An 18,633-nucleotide genomic window follows, 5' to 3' on the forward strand; every position below is an offset into this window, starting at 1 on the left:
GTATTTGCGAAACATGGGCAATTCGTGAAGGCGCTACTGCGCCTTCACCTCCATCATGCCTGTGGCCGTCCGCGCCGAGAATTGCGGCCGGTACATGTCCTCGACGCTCGCTGCCGGATGCATGTAGACGCCGGGCGTCACGGCACGCACGACATAGGCCAAAGTGAATTCCTGGTTGGAGCCTTCGCCGCTGTCCATGGCAGCGATGAAGCGGTCGTTGCGGAATTCGAGATGTGCGGCTTCCGTCTGTTCCAGCCAGGAGAAGTTCGCCAAATTGGCGCTGTTGACCAGCCCCGGATTGTCGATCTCGAAGCCGGCCGGCAGCATGTCGGAGACCAGGATGCGCGAGGCCCAGTCGTTGAGCTCCGTGACCTTGAGCACGACGACGAAACGCTCGTTCTGCTGCGCTTCCGTCACATTCGCCTCGCTGCCGTCGAGACGGTAGTAGGTGCGGGCGATCTCAAAACCGTCGCCGCCGGCGGGCAAGGGCTGTGCCGGGGCAGCGACAGTCGTCACCACCGCCTGCAGCGCATCCTTGCCGGTGTTGGCGATGACGACCGGGTTGATCAACAGATCGGCCCCGTCAACACGCTCGGAGTAGGCGCCGTTGTGCCCGGCACCGTTGACATCGAGCGAAATCGCCTCGTTGCCGGCTTTCAGCGCGCGCGCCGCAAGCAGCATCCAGGCGTCGTCCTGGGTGCTTGTCCATTTGGCAGCAATACGATCGGCCGCCACCATCTTGACCAGCGCCGGCACCACCGAAGGCAGTGGCTTGCTCTCGGCGGCAAGTGCCAGCATGGCGGCGCCGTCACGCAGGCGCGAGCCATAGTCCGAGCGGTACCAGTTGTGCTCGGGCGTCGCCTTGGCAAGCTGGAGAGCGGCGCCGAACAGGTTTTCGGACCGCTGGCCATCACCATACAGTGCCAGGCTGGCACCAAGCTGCGCCACGGCCATAGGGCTGGAGAAGGCTTCGAGCTTGGTGTCGGCGAAGTAGCGCAGGTCGCCCACTGAGGCCTTCTTGTTGCGCGCCAGCACATAGAGGGAATAGGCGATCTCCGAGCCGCGATCCTCGACATCGACGTCGTAGCCGATGGCGTTTTGCAGGTTGTTGAGCGCCTGCATCATCGCGCCTTGAGGAACGTCGAAGCCCTTTTCGCGTGCCCTGGTCAGGAAGTCGGTGACATAGGCGTCAAGCCAGAGGTCGCCGGAACCGGGCGACCATAGCCCGAAGCTGCCCGAAGACGACTGGTAGTTGAGCACGCGGTAGATCGCGCCCTGGATGCGCCCGCGCAGTTCAGGATCGTCGGCCATGCCGTTCTCGGCGCTGAGTTCGCTGACATAAAGCAGCGGCAGCGCCCGGCTGGTCGTCTGCTCGGCGCAGCCATAGGGGTAGCGGTCGAGCGTCATCAACATTGAAGGCACGTCGAAGGCTGAGGCCAGCGACACGCCGACACTGACATGGGCATCGTCGAGCAGGCTTGCGGCCAGCAGCTCCTTGTCGATGCGCAGCGACGCATTCGGCTTGAGGTCCACCACCATGCGCGTGGTCACCGGCAACTGGCCGGGACGCACGGGGAACGACAGTTCCTGCTCGACTTCGAGCCCATCGGCGTTGGCAAGACGGATGGTCAGCCCTGCGGTTCCCGCCGTCAGCGGCATAAGCGGGATCGACAGCGTCTGGCGCTTGCCCGGCTCCAGCGTCACTTTTTCGGGCAGGGCGGCATCGCCGGTCGTCAGGTCCCCAGACGTCTCGACAGCGAGCGTATAGTCGCCAGCCGGTGCATCGGTGTTGGTGATGTCGAGCGTCATCTCGGCGAAGTCGCCCGGCGCCATGAAGCGCGGCATGCCGGCCGTCAGCACGATCGGATCGCGCACGATCACGTCGCCGCTGGCGTGGCCGACAGCAGTCTTGGTCCAGGCCACGCTCATCACGCGCACGGTTCCGTTGAATTGCGGAATGTCGAAATCGACAGTCGCCTTGCCGTTGGCGTCGAGTTCGACGATGCCGGAGAAGAAGGCGACAAGCTTTTCCTTGGGCGGGCTGCCTTGCGAGGTCATGGCAGCGCCGTCGCCGCCGGTGCGCAGCTTGCCCATGGCGCCCAGCGAACCGTCGATCAGACGGCCGTAGAGATCGCGCAGTTCAAGCCCGAGCATGCGCTGGCCGAAATACCAGCCTTCGGGGTCCGGCACCTTGTAGTTGGTCAGGTTGAGAATGCCGACATCGACGGCAGCGACCGTGACATAGGCTTTTTCGCCTGCCGCAGCCCCTGTCACCGCAACCGGGATCGACAGGGTCTTGCGTGGCTCGGTCTTCTCGGGAAGCGTCAGCGCCACGCCAAGTTTCTTGTCGGCGGGGTCGACGGCCAGCCATTTCAGGCCGATAGCGCGGGCCGGCATACGCGATTCCTGGGCTTCGCCAGGGCGATAGAGTGTGGCGGTCACATATGCACCCGCACCCCAGTCTTCGCCAACCGGAATGTCGACAGTGGCGCCACCTTCGGGAATGCTCGCTGTAACCGTCTTCAGCAGCTTTTCAGCGCCGACAGTGACCAGAAGCTCGCCGGCAAAACGCGGCGAAACCTGAAGCTTGGCCACTTCGCCTGATTTGTAGGTTGCCTTGTCGAGCGCCACTTCGAGGCCATCAGGCGTTTCGGTCGAGGTCGCCGAGACATACCAGCCGGCGTCGAATTCGTAGCTTGTTGCCGGGCCCGCCGGATCGGCGGTCTCGACCTCGAGCCGGTAGCGGCCCCAGTCGACGGGCAGCGAAACGGTGGCTTCGCCTTCGGCGGTGAGGTCGACCTGGCCGGTGGCGACCGACTTGGTGAAGGTCACTGGCTCGTAGTTCCACGAATTGCCCGAGCGGTACCATTGGTAATTGCGCTCGACCTTGACCAGCGACCATTGCGCACCGGCGAGAGCCGCACGCTTGCCGTCCGGCTCGGCGGCGATCAGGCTGAATTTGGCGGTACCGCCTTGCGGCACTTCCTCGCCCGTGAAGTCGGGGCGGATGCCGATCATCGTTGCTTGCGGACGGATGCCGATGTCGAGCTTTTCTTCGACAGCGCGACCGCCGGTTTCGCGCATGCGCACAGTCAGTGCCGCATTGACCAGGCGGGTCGTCGAGGGCAGCTGGCCGACCGAAACGGGGAAGGTCGCCTTGCCGTCGTCGCCGACCACGGGCAGGTCGGTCAGCGGAATGCGGGTCGCTTCGCCTTCCTGCTCGTCGGCGAGGCCGAAATAATAGCCCTTGAAGGCGTCCCATTGGCGCTTGGTCGATAGCGTCACTTCGCCTTCGAGCGCAAGGCCAGCGGCCGGTGCGCCATAGAGGAAGCGGCCGTCGACGGTGGCCTCGGCGGTTTCACCGGCCGCGATCTCGTTGCGGTCGGCGGTCAGAGTGAATTCGATGCGGTCGGGGACGAAATCCTCGACCAGGAACATCTGGCTGGCGACGGCCGACTGCTTGGGGTCGGTGTGGATGGCGAGCGTCCAGGTGCCTCGCATGGCGGCGGAGGATAGCGCAAGGTCGACGGCGTGGCCGCCGGCATTTCCGCCCTGGCTGACGATGCGCCGGTCCTCGACGCCGTCGGGCCTTGTGAAGATGAAGGTCAGCGGCAGGTTGTGGACACCCTTGGCTGCGTCGTCACGGGCGAGTGCCGCCGCATGCACCGTTTCGCCGACGCGGTAGATGCCGCGCTCGGTCCAGGCATAAACGTCGAGCGCGCCAGGTGTCGCGCGGCCGGTGACGCCGCGGTCGGACAGGTCGAAGCCGGCGCGGGTCATGTCGAGGAAGACGAAGTCGGCGTCGCCCTGCTTGGCCATCAGCACAGCCGGTGCCAGTCCGCCTTCGCCACGGGTCAGGCCCGGATTGAAGGTGGCGCGGCCCTCGGCGTCGGTCTTGGCTGTGCCGAGGACCTCGTTGTTGCGGGCAAGCAGCGTCAGTACGGCATCGGCGATCGGCTTTGCCGAACCGAGCGAGCGGGCGAACACGTTGAGCCCATCCTGGCCGGTATAGGTCGACAGCCCGATGTCCGAGACGACGAACCACTGTGTCGCCTTGGTCGCCCAGCTTTCGCTCTTGTCGTTAACCGGCTGGGCGGTCAGCACATAGACGCCGGGCTTGCGGTTGGGCAGCGCCTCGTCGACCGGGAAGGAGGTCGTCACTTCCTTGTTGAGCTCGTTTGTGATTGCAAGCTGGCCTGTCCACACCGGCTCGCCCATCTGGTCGGCGATGTTGGAGACGTCATAGCTGTCGAGCTGGCGCAGGAACTGGTAGCCGGACAAAAGCTGCGCCAGCGAACGGTCGCCGACGCGGTAGAGCTTCATATCGGCCGCTTCCATGTTGACGGTGACGACAGGGATGCCGCGACGGGCGGTGGAGGGCAGAACGAAGCTGTCGCCGGTGAAGCGGGTCGATTGCGCCCGATCCTGGACATAAACACTGAGCACGACCGGGGCTGCGAGCACCTCGCCGATGGCCGCTGGCAGGCCGGAGCGGAACGTCACGCGGTAATGCTGGCCGTGCTCTAGCCCCTCGACGCAGATCTGCTTGTCCTTGGCCTCGACGCTCTTGGGCGCCGCGTCGTCGACGGTGACGAAAGGCGCGTAGTCGACACCCGTCTTGACCAGCTCTTCGGAGAACTGGGCGCAGACGCGCGGCGAGGTGGTGTCGGCGTCAATGCTGTGCTCGACGACGCGGAAACCTTTCCGTGCCTTGAGGTCTTCGTATGTGGCGCGCACGGAAGCCGAATTGTCGAGCGCAAGGCTCGCCTCATAGGCCTGCAGCGAGGGCCGGAACATGTCGCGGCGGTCAAGGCCAGCGGCCAGCAGCGACAGGATTTCGGCGCGGTTTTTCGCGTTGCGCGACAAAAGATAGGCGTTGTAGGCGCTCGCCGTCGCGTCACGCTGCAGGGACGCGGTTTCCTCGCCATTGATCGGCTGGACAGCGATCGTGGCACGCGCCAGCCGCGTCCAGATCGCCGCGTCGTCGGGCAGGATGGCGACCGCCGCGCGGAATTTCTGCATTGCGGTGCGCGGATCGCCCTGCTGCAACGAATTGTCGCCGGCGTCGGTCAGCGCCGCGAGGCCTTGCTCGCCCACGACCACCGAACCGTTGGTGAGCGCCCGGCGGTACTGGCGCGCTTCGTCGGCCATCGATGCCGGGAAGAACGACAGTTCGGCTGGCGCGCCGATGTCGGGCTCGCCATTGACCGGCACGACCTTGCCGCCGACAGCGCCTGTGAATGGCTTGATGAGGGCGAAGTCGGACTTGAGGAAGCACCATTTCGCCTTGGTGTTGTAGGTGAAGGCGCGGCACGACGGGTCGCCCATGCATGACGTCTCGCACTGGTCGAGCGTCACATTCTGCTCCGAGCGCAGGTCGAAACCGAAATAATCGCTGTTTTCGGTGGTCACCACGCGGCGTGCTTCGACGGCCGCTGCCCCCGAGATCAAGGCCAAAAAGAGAAGTACGAATACCGGAAAAGTCCGCGCCGCACGCATCGTCATGTCCCTCCAACAGCCTCATCGTCGCTCAAAGCGACATGTTCAGACTTGCCGCCGCACAGTCAACACGGCAAGCCTACAGGCTAAGCCTGCACCTTAATACTTGTCTTGGACGCTGTGCATGGTATTGCCCCTGCCATGCGGATCGCCCCGATGAAAACACCCGAATCCCTATCGCGGATGTCGTTCATTCGCCCAAGGAATTCTGACATATCGAATGTGGCTGCTTTACGAAAAGCCAGAAACTTCATTCCAATTTTAGGATTGGGAGTTACCTTGGCTTGATGTTTGTGCGGCGTATGCGTGGATTCGACAGATCAACGACCGCCCGCGTGCTTCCGCGCGCGGCGATGGCTGTGCTGTTGTCGACCACCATTCTCGCCGTTGAAACGCACAAGGCATCGGCCTTTGAAATCTTTGGCATCAAGCTTTGGGGCTCGGCCAAGGATGAAGATGCCGACATCGTCGATCCGCTCGACTATGCCGTCACCTTCGAGGTCATCGGCGCCGACGACGATTTGCGCGAGGCACTGGAAAAGGCCTCGCTGCTGAAGGGCGAGGAAGACCGTCCGGTCTCCGGTTCGCTCGGGCTGCTGTCCAAGGCGCGCAACGACCGCGAGCGTCTTGTCGCCGCACTGTTTTCCAAGGCGCGCTATGACGGTGTGGTCAAGATCGCCATTGCCGGCAAGTCGCTCGACGACCTCGCCCCCGACGCCGTGTTCAACGGTCCGCAGCCGATCCCGGTGACAGTGACGATCCAGCCCGGCTCGATGTTCACGCTCGGCGATGTCGTGCTCAAGGGCGATGCCGCCAATATCCGAGGTGCTGATTTCGGCCTGATCGCTGGCGGCAATGCCAGTTCAGACGCGATCCTGAAAGCGGAAGCCCAAATCGTCCGCGCGCTCAAGGAAGAGGGCAGGCCGCTTGCCAAGGTGACGAGCCGCACCATCGTCGCCGACCATGCCACCACCACGCTCGACGTTACCCTAGACGTCGCGGCAGGCCCCATCGCCGGTTACGGCGCAACGACTGTCGAGGGCACCGAGGCCGTCGACCGCGACTTCACCGTTTACATGACCGGGCTGGAACGCGGCCGGCAATATTCGCCCAAGGAGATCGACGACGCGCGCAGCCGGTTGCTGGCGCTCGAAGTGTTCAGCTCGGTGTCGATCAACGAAGCACTTGCGCTCGATCCGACCGGCCAGATCCCCATCGATGTCCGCGTCAGCGAGCGCAAGATGCGCTATTTCGGCGCCGGCGCCAGCTATTCCACCACCGAAGGTGCTGGTATCGAAGGCTATTGGGGCCACCGCAACCTGTTTGGCCATGCCGAAAAGCTGCGGATCGGTGGCTCGATCGGTCGCATCGGCGACACGATGGAGATCAGCAAGCTCAACTACAATGCCGGCATCATGTTCGAAAAGCCTGGCGTCATCGGGCCGGCCTCGAAGTTCTTCTCCAGCGCCAAGGTGTCGTTCGAACACCCTGACGCCTATAATATCTTCTCGGTCAAGGGCAACGCCGGCGTCGCTTATGAGCTGACCAAGCAGCAGTCGGTGTCGGCCGAGCTGGCCGTCGAATATTCCGACATCGAGGACGCGCTCAATCCCGACGGCAAGCGCTACCTTCTGGTCTCGACACCGCTGCAATATGCCTATGACAATCGCGACGACAAGCTGAACCCGACACGCGGCTTCCGGGTGCTCGCTTATGCCGAGCCGACCTACGATGCGCTGAACAGCAAAGCCTTCGTCAAGCTCAAGGGCGAGGGCTCGACCTATTACGGGCTCGGCGCCAACAACCGCTTCGTGCTCGCTGGCCGAGTCGCGATCGGGTCGATCCTCGGTGCTGCCCTCGACGACGTTCCTGCCAACCGGCGCTTCTATGCAGGCGGCGGCGGCTCGGTGCGCGGTTACGCCTATCAGGGCATCGGCCCGCATCTCAACGGCCAGCCCACCGGCGGCCTGTCTTATGCCGAGACCTCGGTCGAGATCCGCTATGCCGTCAACGACAAGATCGGCATCGTGCCGTTCATCGACGCCGGAACCGTGTCGACCACCTCGTTCCCCGATTTCTCCACCGTGCGCGCGGGTGCCGGCATCGGCGTCCGCTATCTCACGCCCTTCGGCCCGCTGCGCGTCGACGTGGCAGTGCCACTCAATCCCGGCCCCGGCGACCCGAGCTACGGCATCTATGCCGGCGTCGGCCAGGCGTTCTGACCTCGATGGTTATGCTGAAGAAAATCCTGCGCATCCTCCGCATCGCGGTCCTCGTTGTTCTGGCATTCGTCGTCGGTGCAACGGCCGTCTTCACTCTGACTGCCAAGGGCCGCGAAAACCTCGCCGGGCTGATTTCAAGCGTTGCCTCGACCGACGACCAGAAGATCAGGCTGAGCGGGTTGAACGGCATCTGGTCGGGCAATCTCAGGCTCGACAATGTGGTGATCGAAGATCGCCAGGGCGCATGGCTCGCCTTGCGCGGCGTTTCGGTCGATTGGTCGCCCTCGGCGCTGTTTTCGCGCACCTTCCGCGCCGACAAGATCGCGGTTGACCGCATCGAAGTCGCGCGGCTGCCCGCTGGCGGTGCCAAGACGCAGAGCAGCAGCAGCGGTTTCTCGCTGCCGGTCTCGGTTGACATCAAGCAGATCGACCTGCCCGAAATCGCACTGGGCGAAGCGCTTGCCGGCACCGGCATCGCCGAACTTGCGGCCAAGGGCATGGTGCGCGCCGACCGTTCGCCGCTTGGCATCGAGACCAAGCTCAACATCGCGCGCCGAGACGGCAAGGAAGGCGTTGTCGACGCCGACATCGCATTCGCGCCGGCCGATAATCGCATCGCGCTCAACATCCGCGCGGCCGAGCCCGCCGGCGGCATCATCGCCAACATCCTGAAGCTGCCCAATCAGCCGGCGGTCGAGCTGGTGGTGTCGGGCGAGGGGCCTGCCGCCAACTGGAGCGGCAATGGCACCTTCGCCGTCGACGGCAAGGTCGTCACCCGCATTTCCGGCACCCATCAGCTGACCGACAAGGGCAACGTCATTTCCGCCAAGGGCGACGGCGCGTTTGAGGATTTCGTTCCGGCGATGCTCAAGCCGTTGCTTGCCGGCAACACCACCTTCGATATCGCCGGCACAAGGACGACAACAGGTGGCGTCGATATCGAGCGTGCCACCGTTGCCAGCAGGGCCCTGACGGCGACCGCCGCCGGTTCGCTCAACCCCGAAGGTGCCGCCGACCTGTCGCTCGACGTCAAGGCCAACAGCGCGCCCATCGTGCTCAGCCTCGGCAATGACGCCCAGCCGATCACGGTGGCCATCAATGCCGCGAGCCTGCGCGCCCTTGGTGACGGCAAGGCTCCGGCCGTCGATTTCAGCGCCTCGCTGGTCTCGGTCATCGCCGGCAACACCGAACTGCGCGACATCGTGGCATCCGCCCATTCGGACGCCTTCGACATCGCCGGGCGCAGCGGTTCGGTTGCGATCAAGCTGGGTGTGACCGAGCTCAAGACCGATGTCGCAACACTCGCGCCGCTGGTTGCCGGGCGCGTCTCCGTCGACATGGCGGGCTCGATCAGCAAGACCCAAATCGTCGTCGACGAGGGCACCATCCGCAGCGATGCGCTCAACGGCCAGATGAACGCCAAGGTGAACCTGGCCGATCTCGCGCTGGAACTTGGGCTCAAGGCCGACGTCGTATCCAACGCGCTGCCGGCTGGCGTTCGCATTGCACTGGCCGAGCGGACGCAGTTTTCAGCGACCGCAAGCCGCGACGCCGAAGGCGCCTTCGCCGCCAACGCCATCGAACTCACCTCGGGCGCTTTGAAGGCCCAAGGCACCGCGCGGGTGAAGGGCAGCGAGATCGACGCCGACCTCAAGGGCTCCTTCGCCGATGTCTCGCTGCTTTCCAAGCAGGCCAAGGGCGCGATTGATTTCGCGCTCACTGCCAAGGGCGCGCGCACAGCCCCCGACGTCTCGCTGACCGTCACCAGCGACCGCATCGAAGCGGCTGCGCGCGAGATCACCGGGCTCAATCTGACGGCGACCGGCAAGGTCGATCCGGCCAGCCCGGCCGCCAATGTCGCGCTCACCGGCAATGTCGCCGGACAGCCGCTGCAGGGCAATGCCGTGCTGCGCACAGCTGACGGCAAACGCGAGATCAAGGGCCTGTCGTTGTCGCTCGGCCAAAACAAGCTGTCCGGCGATCTTGTCCTGGACAAGGATTTCGCCCCGCTTGGCACGATCACCATCGACATGCCCGACATCGGCCCGCTTGCAGCATTGGCGCTCGAAAGCGCCGAAGGCGACGTGCGCGGCAAGATCAATTTCACCCGCAGCGGCGACATTCCTCAGGTAACCGTCAACGCCACCACCGGCTCGCTCAAGCGTGGCGATCTCGCCGCCAGCGACGTTGCGATCAATGCCGACATTCTGAACTATCTCAAGGCCCCGGCGATCTCCGGCACGATCAAGGCCAAGTCGGTGACCTCGGGCAAGACCGTCATTTCGGGCATCGCTGTCGACCTCAAGCGCGACGGCGAGTGGACCGGCTTCTCTGGTGGCGCAACCGTCGCCGACATTCCGGCAAAGGCCGCCGGTCGCGTCAAGCTGGCCGGTGGCGTGACGACCATCGAGCTTTCCTCAGGCGAGGCGACCATGCGCGGCATCCGTGCTGCCATTGCCAACCCCACCACAGTTTCGATCGCGAACGGCACAACGACGCTTGATCGGCTGGCGCTGAATCTCGGTGGCGGCACGGCAACGATTTCGGGCACCGCCGGTTCGGCACTCAATCTCAACGCGACGCTTGCCGGTGTGCCGGCATCGCTTGCCAACTCCTTCTCGCCCGGCCTCGGCGCTGCCGGTTCGATCTCGGGCACGGTCAAGGTCTCGGGTGCGGCGGCGAACCCGACTGTCGGCTACGACCTCAACATTGCGGGTGCGGCAACCTCGCAGACCACGGGGGCCGGCTTCGGTGCCATGACCATCGGCTCCACCGGCACCTTTGCCGGCGGCCGGCTCACCTTCCAGTCGACCATCGGCGACGGATCAGGCCTGGCGCTCAAGGGCGGCGGCACTGTCGTCACCAATGCGCCGGTCGCGCTCGATCTCGATTTCGCCGGCCCTGTGCCGTTTGCCTTCCTCACCCGCACGCTGGCAGCCCAGGGCATGGCGCTGACCGGCTCTGCCGACGTCAATGTCCAGGTGCGTGGCCCCGCGACGTCGCCTGTCATTGGCGGCAGCGTGCGTTCGTCCGGGGCGCGGCTTTTGATCGCGCAGTCGGGCATCGCCATCAACGACATCAATCTCGACGTTGGCATCGCCGCCGGTGTCGCCCGCATCAACCGGCTCACCGGGGCGCTGTCGACCGGCGGCACGCTGACGGCCAGCGGTACCGTCGGCACCGACGCGGCCAGCGGCTTTCCCGCCGATATCGCCATCAAGCTGACCGACGGCCGCTATACCGATGGCCGCGTGGTGACTGCCAATCTCGGCGGCGACATCGCCATCAAGGGTCCGTTGACCACGGCACCAGTGCTTTCAGGCACCATCAACCTTGCCCGCACGGTCATCAGCATTCCCGAAAAATTCCCGGGTTCTCTGACCGCTGTTGACGTCAAGCACAAGAACGCGCCCAAGGCGGTTGTCGCCCAGCAGGAGGCGATGCGCCCACCGGCCAAGGCCAGCGGCGGCACCGGCGCTTTGACGCTCGATGTCACCATCAACGCGCCCAGCCAGATATTCGTCCAGGGCCGTGGCCTCGACGCCGAACTCGGCGGCACGCTGCGCCTGTCGGGATCGTCCGCGGCTCCGCAGGCCGTCGGCGAGTTCACGCTCAAGCGCGGCCGGCTCTCCATCCTGGGCAAGCGGCTCAATTTCGTCAGAGGTTCGGTCGGTTTCTCTGGTTCGCTGGTGCCGACGATCAACTTTGCCGCCGAGACCACCGCTGGCGACGCCACTGTCACCATCACCGTCACCGGCGAGGCCAACAACCCGAAATTCGCCTTCTCCTCGGTGCCGGCACTGCCGGAAGACGAAGTGCTGGCGCGGCTGATCTTTGGCCGTTCGATGTCGAATCTGTCGCCCCTGCAGATCGCCCAACTGGCCGACGCCGCTGCCCAGATGGCCGGTATCGGCGGCTCCACCTCGCTGCTGTCGAGCCTGCGCTCCACGCTCGGCGTCGATGATCTCGACGTCAGGACGAACGACCAGGGCGACACGTCAGTTGCTGTCGGCAAGTACCTGAACGACCGCACCTATTTGTCAATCGAGGCGGGCGACAAGCCGGGTTCGGGCAAGGCCACCATCGACCTCAATGTCGGCCGTGGCGTCAAGCTGCGCGGCCAGGCCACCGACGCAGGTGAAGCCAAGGGCGGCATCTTCTACGAACGCGAATACTGAGATCACCCATCGCGTCTTCTGACATCACCACTGTGTCGTGGGACTGTCGGTGATTGTCGGAACATGAGTAAATTAGCAACGACGAAGATTCCGATGAATCCGGCGCGCATTACCATTTTTGCGCCAACTTTGTCGCTATCGCGCGAACTGCTCCCCTCTCAAAATTGCAGACTTGGCTCAGGGAACGACGACGTCCAACCGTTTTGACAACGGGTAATGGATGCGGAATTGTAACGTTGCAGGCCAATTCAATGGGAGACGGAAATGACATTTTACAAGAGCAACTCTGATCTTGTTCCCGGCCACATCCGTGAGCTGGCGAGTGCCGTCGTCGACGGCAAGATGGACCGTCGCGAATTCCTCGCGATGGCGACCACCTTCGGCGCTTCCGCCGCCATGGCCTACGGCATGATTGGCCTTGCCATGCCGACCGAGGCATTGGCGCAGGAAACGCCGACCAAGGGCGGCGTGCTGAAAGTCGCGCAATGGATCAAGGACCCCAAGGATCCGCGCAAGGCGGATTGGTCCGAAATCGCCAACGCCGAGCGCCAGGCCATCGAGCCGCTGGTCAAATACACCGACAAATACACCTTCGAGCCCTATCTGCTCGCCAGCTGGGAAGTGAACGACGACGCCACCGAATATGTCCTGCACGTCCGCCCGGGCGTAACCTGGCACAACGGCGATGCGTTCAACGCCGACGACGTGATCTTCAACTTCACCCGCTGGGCCGACAAGAGTGCCGAAGGCAATTCGATGCCCGGCCGCCTCGGCTCGCTGGCCGACGAAAAGACCGGCAAGCTGCGCGAAGGCTCGGTCGAAAAAGTCGACGACATGACGGTCAAGCTCAAGCTGACCTCGTCCGATATCGCCATCATCCCGAACCTGACCGACTATCCCGGCCTCATCGTGCACAAGTCCTTCGACGAGAAGGGCGGCGATTTCAAAGCCTGCCCGATCGGCACTGGCCCGTTCGAACTCGTTTCCTACGATGTCGGCCAGAAGGTGGTCTACAAGCGCCGCGCCGACAACAAGTGGTGGAACGGCGAGGTCTATCTCGACGGCGTCGAGCTGATCGACTACGGCACCGACCCGGCCGCCATGGTCAGTGCCTTCGAGGCCAACGAAGTCCACACCAACTTCGAGACCTCCGCCGACTATGTCTCGATCCTCGACGGCCTTGGCCTGGTGAAGTCGGAAGTCGTTACCGCGGCCACCATCGTTGCCCGCACCAACGTCAACAACAAGCCTTATGACGACCAGAAGGTGCGCCAGGCGCTGCACAAGGCGGTCGACAACGCGGTCGTGCTGCAGCTCGGCTACGGCAATGCCGGCACGCCGGCGGAAAACCACCATGTCGCGCCGATCCATCCGGAATATTTCGAGCTGCCAAAGCAGGTCCGCGACATCGCCGCGGCCAAGGCGATGATGGCCGAGGCCGGCCAGGCCGACTTCGAGCACGAGCTGATCACCGTTGACGAGGACTGGCACAAGAACACCGGCGATGCGATCGCCGCGCAGATGCGCGAGGCCGGCATCAAGGTCAAGCGCACCGTTCTGCCCGGCTCGACCTTTTGGAACGACTGGACCAAGTACCCGTTCTCGATGACCAACTGGAACATGCGTCCACTTGGTGTGCAGGTTCTGGCGCTTGCCTACCGCACCGGCGAGGCATGGAACGAGAGTGCGTGGTCCAACCCGGAATGGGACAAGAAGCTCAACGCGGCACTTGCTGTGGCCGACGTCGAAAAGCGCAAGGAGATGATGAAGGACATCGAGCAGATCCTGCAGGATGCCGGCATCATCATCCAGCCGTTCTGGCGCAAGCTCTACAATCACTCTGTCGCTGCCGTCCAAGGCGGGGGCATGCACCCGACCTTCGAACACGACTACGGCAAGGTCTGGCTCAAGGCGTGAGGCTGAGCCATAAATCAGGGAGGGGTGACTTTCGCCCCTCCCTCCTTCCGCAATAGGGTTGATCGCCACCACGGACCCCAAACCCACAAAGGCAGGGGACGCCAATGCTATCTTTCATATCGCGCCGCCTCGGCACCATGGCACTCACCATGCTGTGCCTGACGCTTGTGGTGTTCTTCCTCATCAATCTCGAGCCCAACCTTAGGAAGCTGGCGATCAGCCAGACCGAGATGCGCACCACATCCGACCAGCTCGAAAGCTGGCTGCAGCGCAATGGTTACCGCCAGAATTTCTTCATCCGCTACGGCCAGTGGCTCGGCGTCGTCCAGAAGCAGCCCAACATCGACCCCACCACCGGCCAGGCCGTACCGCGCTTCCGCTTCTGCAACGAGCCTGCGGTGCCGACCTATTCCGGCATCCTGCAAGGCGATTTCGGCTGCTCGACCAAATTCAAGACACCCGTCGCGATAAAACTCTTCCCCGCCCTTGGCGCCACCGGCATCCTGATGTTCTGGGTGCTGGTAACCATGGTGCCCATAGCGCTTCTGATCGGCATCTTGGCCGGCATGCGCGAGGGCTCGCGCACCGACCGGACCTTGTCCATCGCCTCGATCGCAACGACAGCCACGCCAGAATATGTCTCGGGCGTCATCTTCACCGTCATCTTCGCCTCATGGCTTGGCTGGTTGAACGGCTCGGCGGCATCGGCCAGCCAGGGCATCACCTTCTACAACTTCACCCTGCCGGTCATGACGCTCGCCATCTACGGCATCGGCTACATCGCCCGCATGACGCGCGCCTCGATGGTCGAGGTAATGACCCAGCAATATATCCGCACCGCCCGGCTCAAGGGCCTGAGCTTCGGCAATGTCGTGGTCAAGCACGCGCTGCGCAATGCGCTGATCGCACCCTTCACGGTCATCATGCTGCAGTTTCCGTGGCTGCTGACAGGTGTCGTCATCGTCGAGGTGATGTTCCGCTACCAGGGCTTTGGTTACACGCTTGTCGAAGCAGCCGGCAATAACGACATCGACCTTCTGCTTGGCTGCTCGCTGGTCTCCGTCTTCATCGTGCTGATCACCCAGCTGATCTCCGATGTCGGCTACGCCTACCTCAATCCGCGCATCCGCGTTCAGTAGGGAGACGGCCGCATGCAGATCGAATATATCGGCGCCTTCCAGACTTTCCTTGGCGTGCTCGCCCGCTTCTGGCCGGTGTGGCTGACCATGGCCATCGTCCTGATCGCCAGCTTCAATTTCCGCAAGCATCTCGGCCTTTACGGCCAGCTCTACGATTCAGGCGTCGGCATCGCGGGCGTGTCGATCTGCTTTTTCTGGCTGTTCACCGCGATCTTCGCGGCCAAGGTCGCGCCGTTCGATCCACTCGCCCAGATCGCGATCATGAAGGACGCGCTACCCGGCGCTGTCGAACCGGCGTCAAAGCAGATCTACCTCTTCGGCGGCGACAAGCTCGCCCGCGACGTCTTTTCGCGCATGGTCTATGGCAGCCAGATCGTGCTGATCATCGCGCCCGCCGCCACCGCTTTCGCGCTGATGGTCGGCATCACGCTCGGCCTGCCTGCCGGCTATTATGGCGGGCGCATCGACTCTTTCCTGTCGTTCCTCGCCAACCTCGTGCTCGCCTTCCCGGTGATCCTGCTGTTTTACCTGCTGGTTACACCCGGCATCATGGACACGCCGATCCCCTACGCCATGGCGGGCGTGTTCTTCCTGTTTCCGATCATCTTCTTTTCGACGCTGTTTTACACCCGCTTCAAGGGCCGGCCCGAGCGCATCTACCTGCTGCTTGGGCTGACGCTTCTGATCGGCGGCTGGGTCTATGCCGGGCTGGTCTTCAATGCCGACCCGCTCGGCATCGTCCACATCGATCCCAACCAGCTCAACATCTTCGTCGCCGTCGTCTTCGCCTCCAGCCCGGGCGTGTTCCGCATCGTCCGTGGCCTCACCATGGACATCAAGACGCGCGACTATGTCGCCGCCGCCCAGACGCGTGGCGAGACGCCGTGGTACATCATGCTGTGGGAGATCCTGCCCAATGCGCGCGGGCCGCTGATCGTCGATGCCTGCCTGCGCATCGGCTACACCACGATCCTGCTCGGCACGCTCGGCTATTTCGGCCTGGGCCTCGCCCCCGAAAGCCCCGACTGGGGCACCGCGATCAAGGACGCCAGCCGCCTTCTGCGCTCCTTCATCCACCCGGCACTGCCGCCGACAATCGCGCTGATGTCCTTCGTGCTCGGCCTCAACCTTCTCGCCGATGCGCTACGCGAACAATCGATGAAGGATTGAGGGCAGACGATGCTGACCCGAATTAGCACCTTCGCACCCCCCTCTGTCCTGCCGGACATCTCCCCCTCAAGGGGGGAGATCAGGCTGTCATCTGCGCGGCTTGGAATCTTCCTTCGCCATTGCGAAGTTGGAGCGGGGCCGAAGCTGCTAATCTCCCCCCTTGAGGGGGAGATGTCCGGCAGGACAGAGGGGGGTGGGACGGAGCGCTACCTGGAAAGGAGACCGCAATGAACGAGGTCGTCACCAATCCAACCCAGCCCATCCTCGAGATCGAGAACCTCTCCATCTCGTTTTTCACCCGGCGCGGCGAAATCCCTGCGGTGATGGACTTTTCCTGCACCGTCATGCCCGGCGAGGCGATGGGCATTGTCGGCGAAAGCGGCTGCGGCAAGTCGACAGTTTCGCTCGGCATCATGCGCGACCTCTCCAACATCGGAAAGATCGTCGGCGGCCGCATCAAGTTCCAGGGCAAGGACATGGGCGAGTTGTCCGAGGAAGAGCTGCGCTCCATCCGCGGCAACAAGATCGCCATGATCTACCAGGAGCCGATGGCCAGCCTCAACCCGGCGATGAAGGTCGGCCAGCAGCTGATGGAAGTGCCTGTCATCCACGACAAGGTGTCGAAGGACGAGGCCTACAAACGCGCGCTCGACATGGTCCATGCCGTCAAGCTGCCCGACCCCGAGCGCATGATGCGCTCGTTCCCGCACCAGCTCTCCGGCGGCCAGCAGCAGCGCATCGTCATCGCCATGGCGCTGTTGTCCAAGCCCGCGCTGCTGCTGCTCGACGAGCCGACGACCGCGCTCGACGTCACCGTCGAGGCCGGCATCGTCCAGCTGGTCAAGGGGCTCGGCAAGCAGTTCGGCACGTCGATGATCTTCGTGTCGCACAATCTCGGCCTGATCCTTGAGACTTGCGACCGCATCACGGTGATGTATTCGGGCGAGGCGGTCGAGACCGGTTCGATCAAGGATGTCTTCGACCGCATGCGCCATCCCTACACGCAAGGGCTGTTCCGCTCGATTCCGCTGCCCGGTGCCGACAAGAATTCGCGTCCGCTGGTCGCCATCCCCGGCCAGCTGCCGTTGCCGCACCAGCGCCCCAAGGGCTGCAATTTCGGCCCGCGCTGCCACCACTTCGTCGAAGGCCTGTGCAACGCCGACGAAATCCCGATGATCCCGGTCACTGGTCATGACGGCCATTTCAGCCGCTGCGTGCGCTTCAACGAGATCGACTGGGCAGCACTTCCGCCAGGCGCGGGCAAAAAGCACGAGAAGGTTGAACCGGGTGCGCCGGTGCTCAGGGTCGAGGAGCTCAGGAAATATTACCGCGTTGGCGGCAACGAAGTGTTCGGCGGCGGTGAGGGCAGGGTCGTCAAGGCCAATGAGACGATCAGCTTCGAGGCGCGCGAGTCCGAGACTGTCGCCATCGTCGGTGAATCCGGCTGCGGAAAGTCGACGCTGGCCAAGGTTCTGCTCGGGCTGGAGACGGCAAGCTCGGGCAAGGTTCTGCTCGGCAACAAGGAAATCCAGTCGACCGGCATCGAGGACCGCGACGTGGCAACCGTGTCGGCGATCCAGATGGTGTTCCAGAACCCGTTCGACACGCTCAACCCGAGCCATTCGGTGGGATCGCAGATCATCCGCACGCTGGAAAAGTTCAATATCGGGAAGACGGCCGCCGATCGTAAGCAGCGCATGCTGGAACTGCTCGACCTCGTCAAACTGCCACGCGCTTTCGCCGAACGCATGCCGCGCCAGCTCTCGGGCGGGCAAAAGCAGCGCATCGGCGTTGCCCGCGCCTTCGCCGGCCAGGCCAGGGTTGTGGTGGCCGACGAACCTGTCTCGGCACTCGACGTCTCCGTCCAGGCGGCGGTCACCGAACTGTTGATGGACATCCAGCGCAAGTCGAAGACGACGATGCTGTTCATCAGCCACGATCTATCGGTGGTGCGCTACATCGCCGACCGCGTGGTGGTCATGTATCTCGGCCATGTCGTCGAGCAGGGCACCACCGACCAGATCTTCTCGCCGCCCTACCACCCCTATACCGAGGCCCTTTTGTCGGCGATCCCGATTGCCGACACCTCAGTGGTCAAGAAGCACATCGTGCTCGACGGCGACATTCCCTCGGCGATGAACCCGCCGTCTGGCTGCCCGTTCCAGACGCGGTGCCGCTACAAGTCCCAGGTGCCGGGCAATCTGTGCGAGACCCAGGTGCCGCCGGTGCGCGACATGGGCGGCGGCCACCAGATCAAGTGCCACTTGCCGCCGAGCGCCTTCGATGCCATGGAGCCGGTCATCAGCATGGGCAAGGGTGCACGCGACATTTCGCCGGAGGCGTAAGCGGACAGGGCGTGGAGAGGTTTTCTGCGCTTCTGGGTTTTCTTTTGGGCGCGCGGCTGCTGGCTTCTGAAGCTTTGGGCTCCTTCGCACCCCCCTCTGGCCTGCCGGCCATCTCCCCCACAAGGAGGGAGATTAGTCACGTCGCCGGCGGCTCTCATCCTGC

The 18,633-nt window shown here is 63.7% G+C and carries 7 protein-coding genes; 6 read left to right on the forward strand and 1 reads right to left on the reverse strand.

Going from position 1 to position 18,633, the window contains the following annotated elements:
- Window positions 1–33: 33 nt before the first annotated feature.
- Window positions 34–5,505 carry an alpha-2-macroglobulin family protein gene (locus AC1RTB_RS10470; protein ID WP_492881468.1) on the reverse strand — a complete coding sequence of 1,824 codons (5,472 nt, stop codon included), beginning with the start codon at window positions 5,503–5,505 and terminating at the stop codon, window positions 34–36.
- Between the two features lie 281 nt (window positions 5,506–5,786).
- On the opposite strand from AC1RTB_RS10470, the gene AC1RTB_RS10475 reads away from it, so the two are divergent.
- From AC1RTB_RS10475 to AC1RTB_RS10500, 6 genes are all read left to right on the forward strand, one after another.
- Complete coding sequence (locus AC1RTB_RS10475; RefSeq protein WP_492881467.1) at window positions 5,787–7,721, forward strand: autotransporter assembly complex protein TamA; 1,935 nt, start codon at window positions 5,787–5,789, stop codon at window positions 7,719–7,721.
- Window positions 7,722–7,726: 5 nt separating this feature from the next.
- Complete coding sequence (locus tag AC1RTB_RS10480; protein ID WP_492881466.1) at window positions 7,727–11,899, forward strand: translocation/assembly module TamB domain-containing protein; 4,173 nt, start codon at window positions 7,727–7,729, stop codon at window positions 11,897–11,899.
- Window positions 11,900–12,163: 264 nt separating this feature from the next.
- Window positions 12,164–13,816 carry an ABC transporter substrate-binding protein gene (locus tag AC1RTB_RS10485; RefSeq protein WP_492881465.1) on the forward strand — a complete coding sequence of 551 codons (1,653 nt, stop codon included), beginning with the start codon at window positions 12,164–12,166 and terminating at the stop codon, window positions 13,814–13,816.
- 104 nt (window positions 13,817–13,920) lie between these two features.
- Window positions 13,921–14,955, forward strand: coding sequence for an ABC transporter permease (locus AC1RTB_RS10490; RefSeq protein ID WP_492881464.1), 1,035 nt, complete (start codon window positions 13,921–13,923; stop codon window positions 14,953–14,955).
- A gap of 12 nt (window positions 14,956–14,967) precedes the next feature.
- Window positions 14,968–16,125 (forward strand): ABC transporter permease, encoded by a 1,158-nt coding sequence (locus AC1RTB_RS10495; protein WP_492881463.1) that lies wholly within the window; start codon window positions 14,968–14,970, stop codon window positions 16,123–16,125.
- Window positions 16,126–16,352: 227 nt separating this feature from the next.
- Window positions 16,353–18,470 (forward strand): dipeptide ABC transporter ATP-binding protein, encoded by a 2,118-nt coding sequence (locus AC1RTB_RS10500; protein WP_492881462.1) that lies wholly within the window; start codon window positions 16,353–16,355, stop codon window positions 18,468–18,470.
- Window positions 18,471–18,633: the final 163 nt, after the last annotated feature.

It is taken from the genome of Aminobacter sp. GW821-FHT11F06, assembly GCF_058808215.1.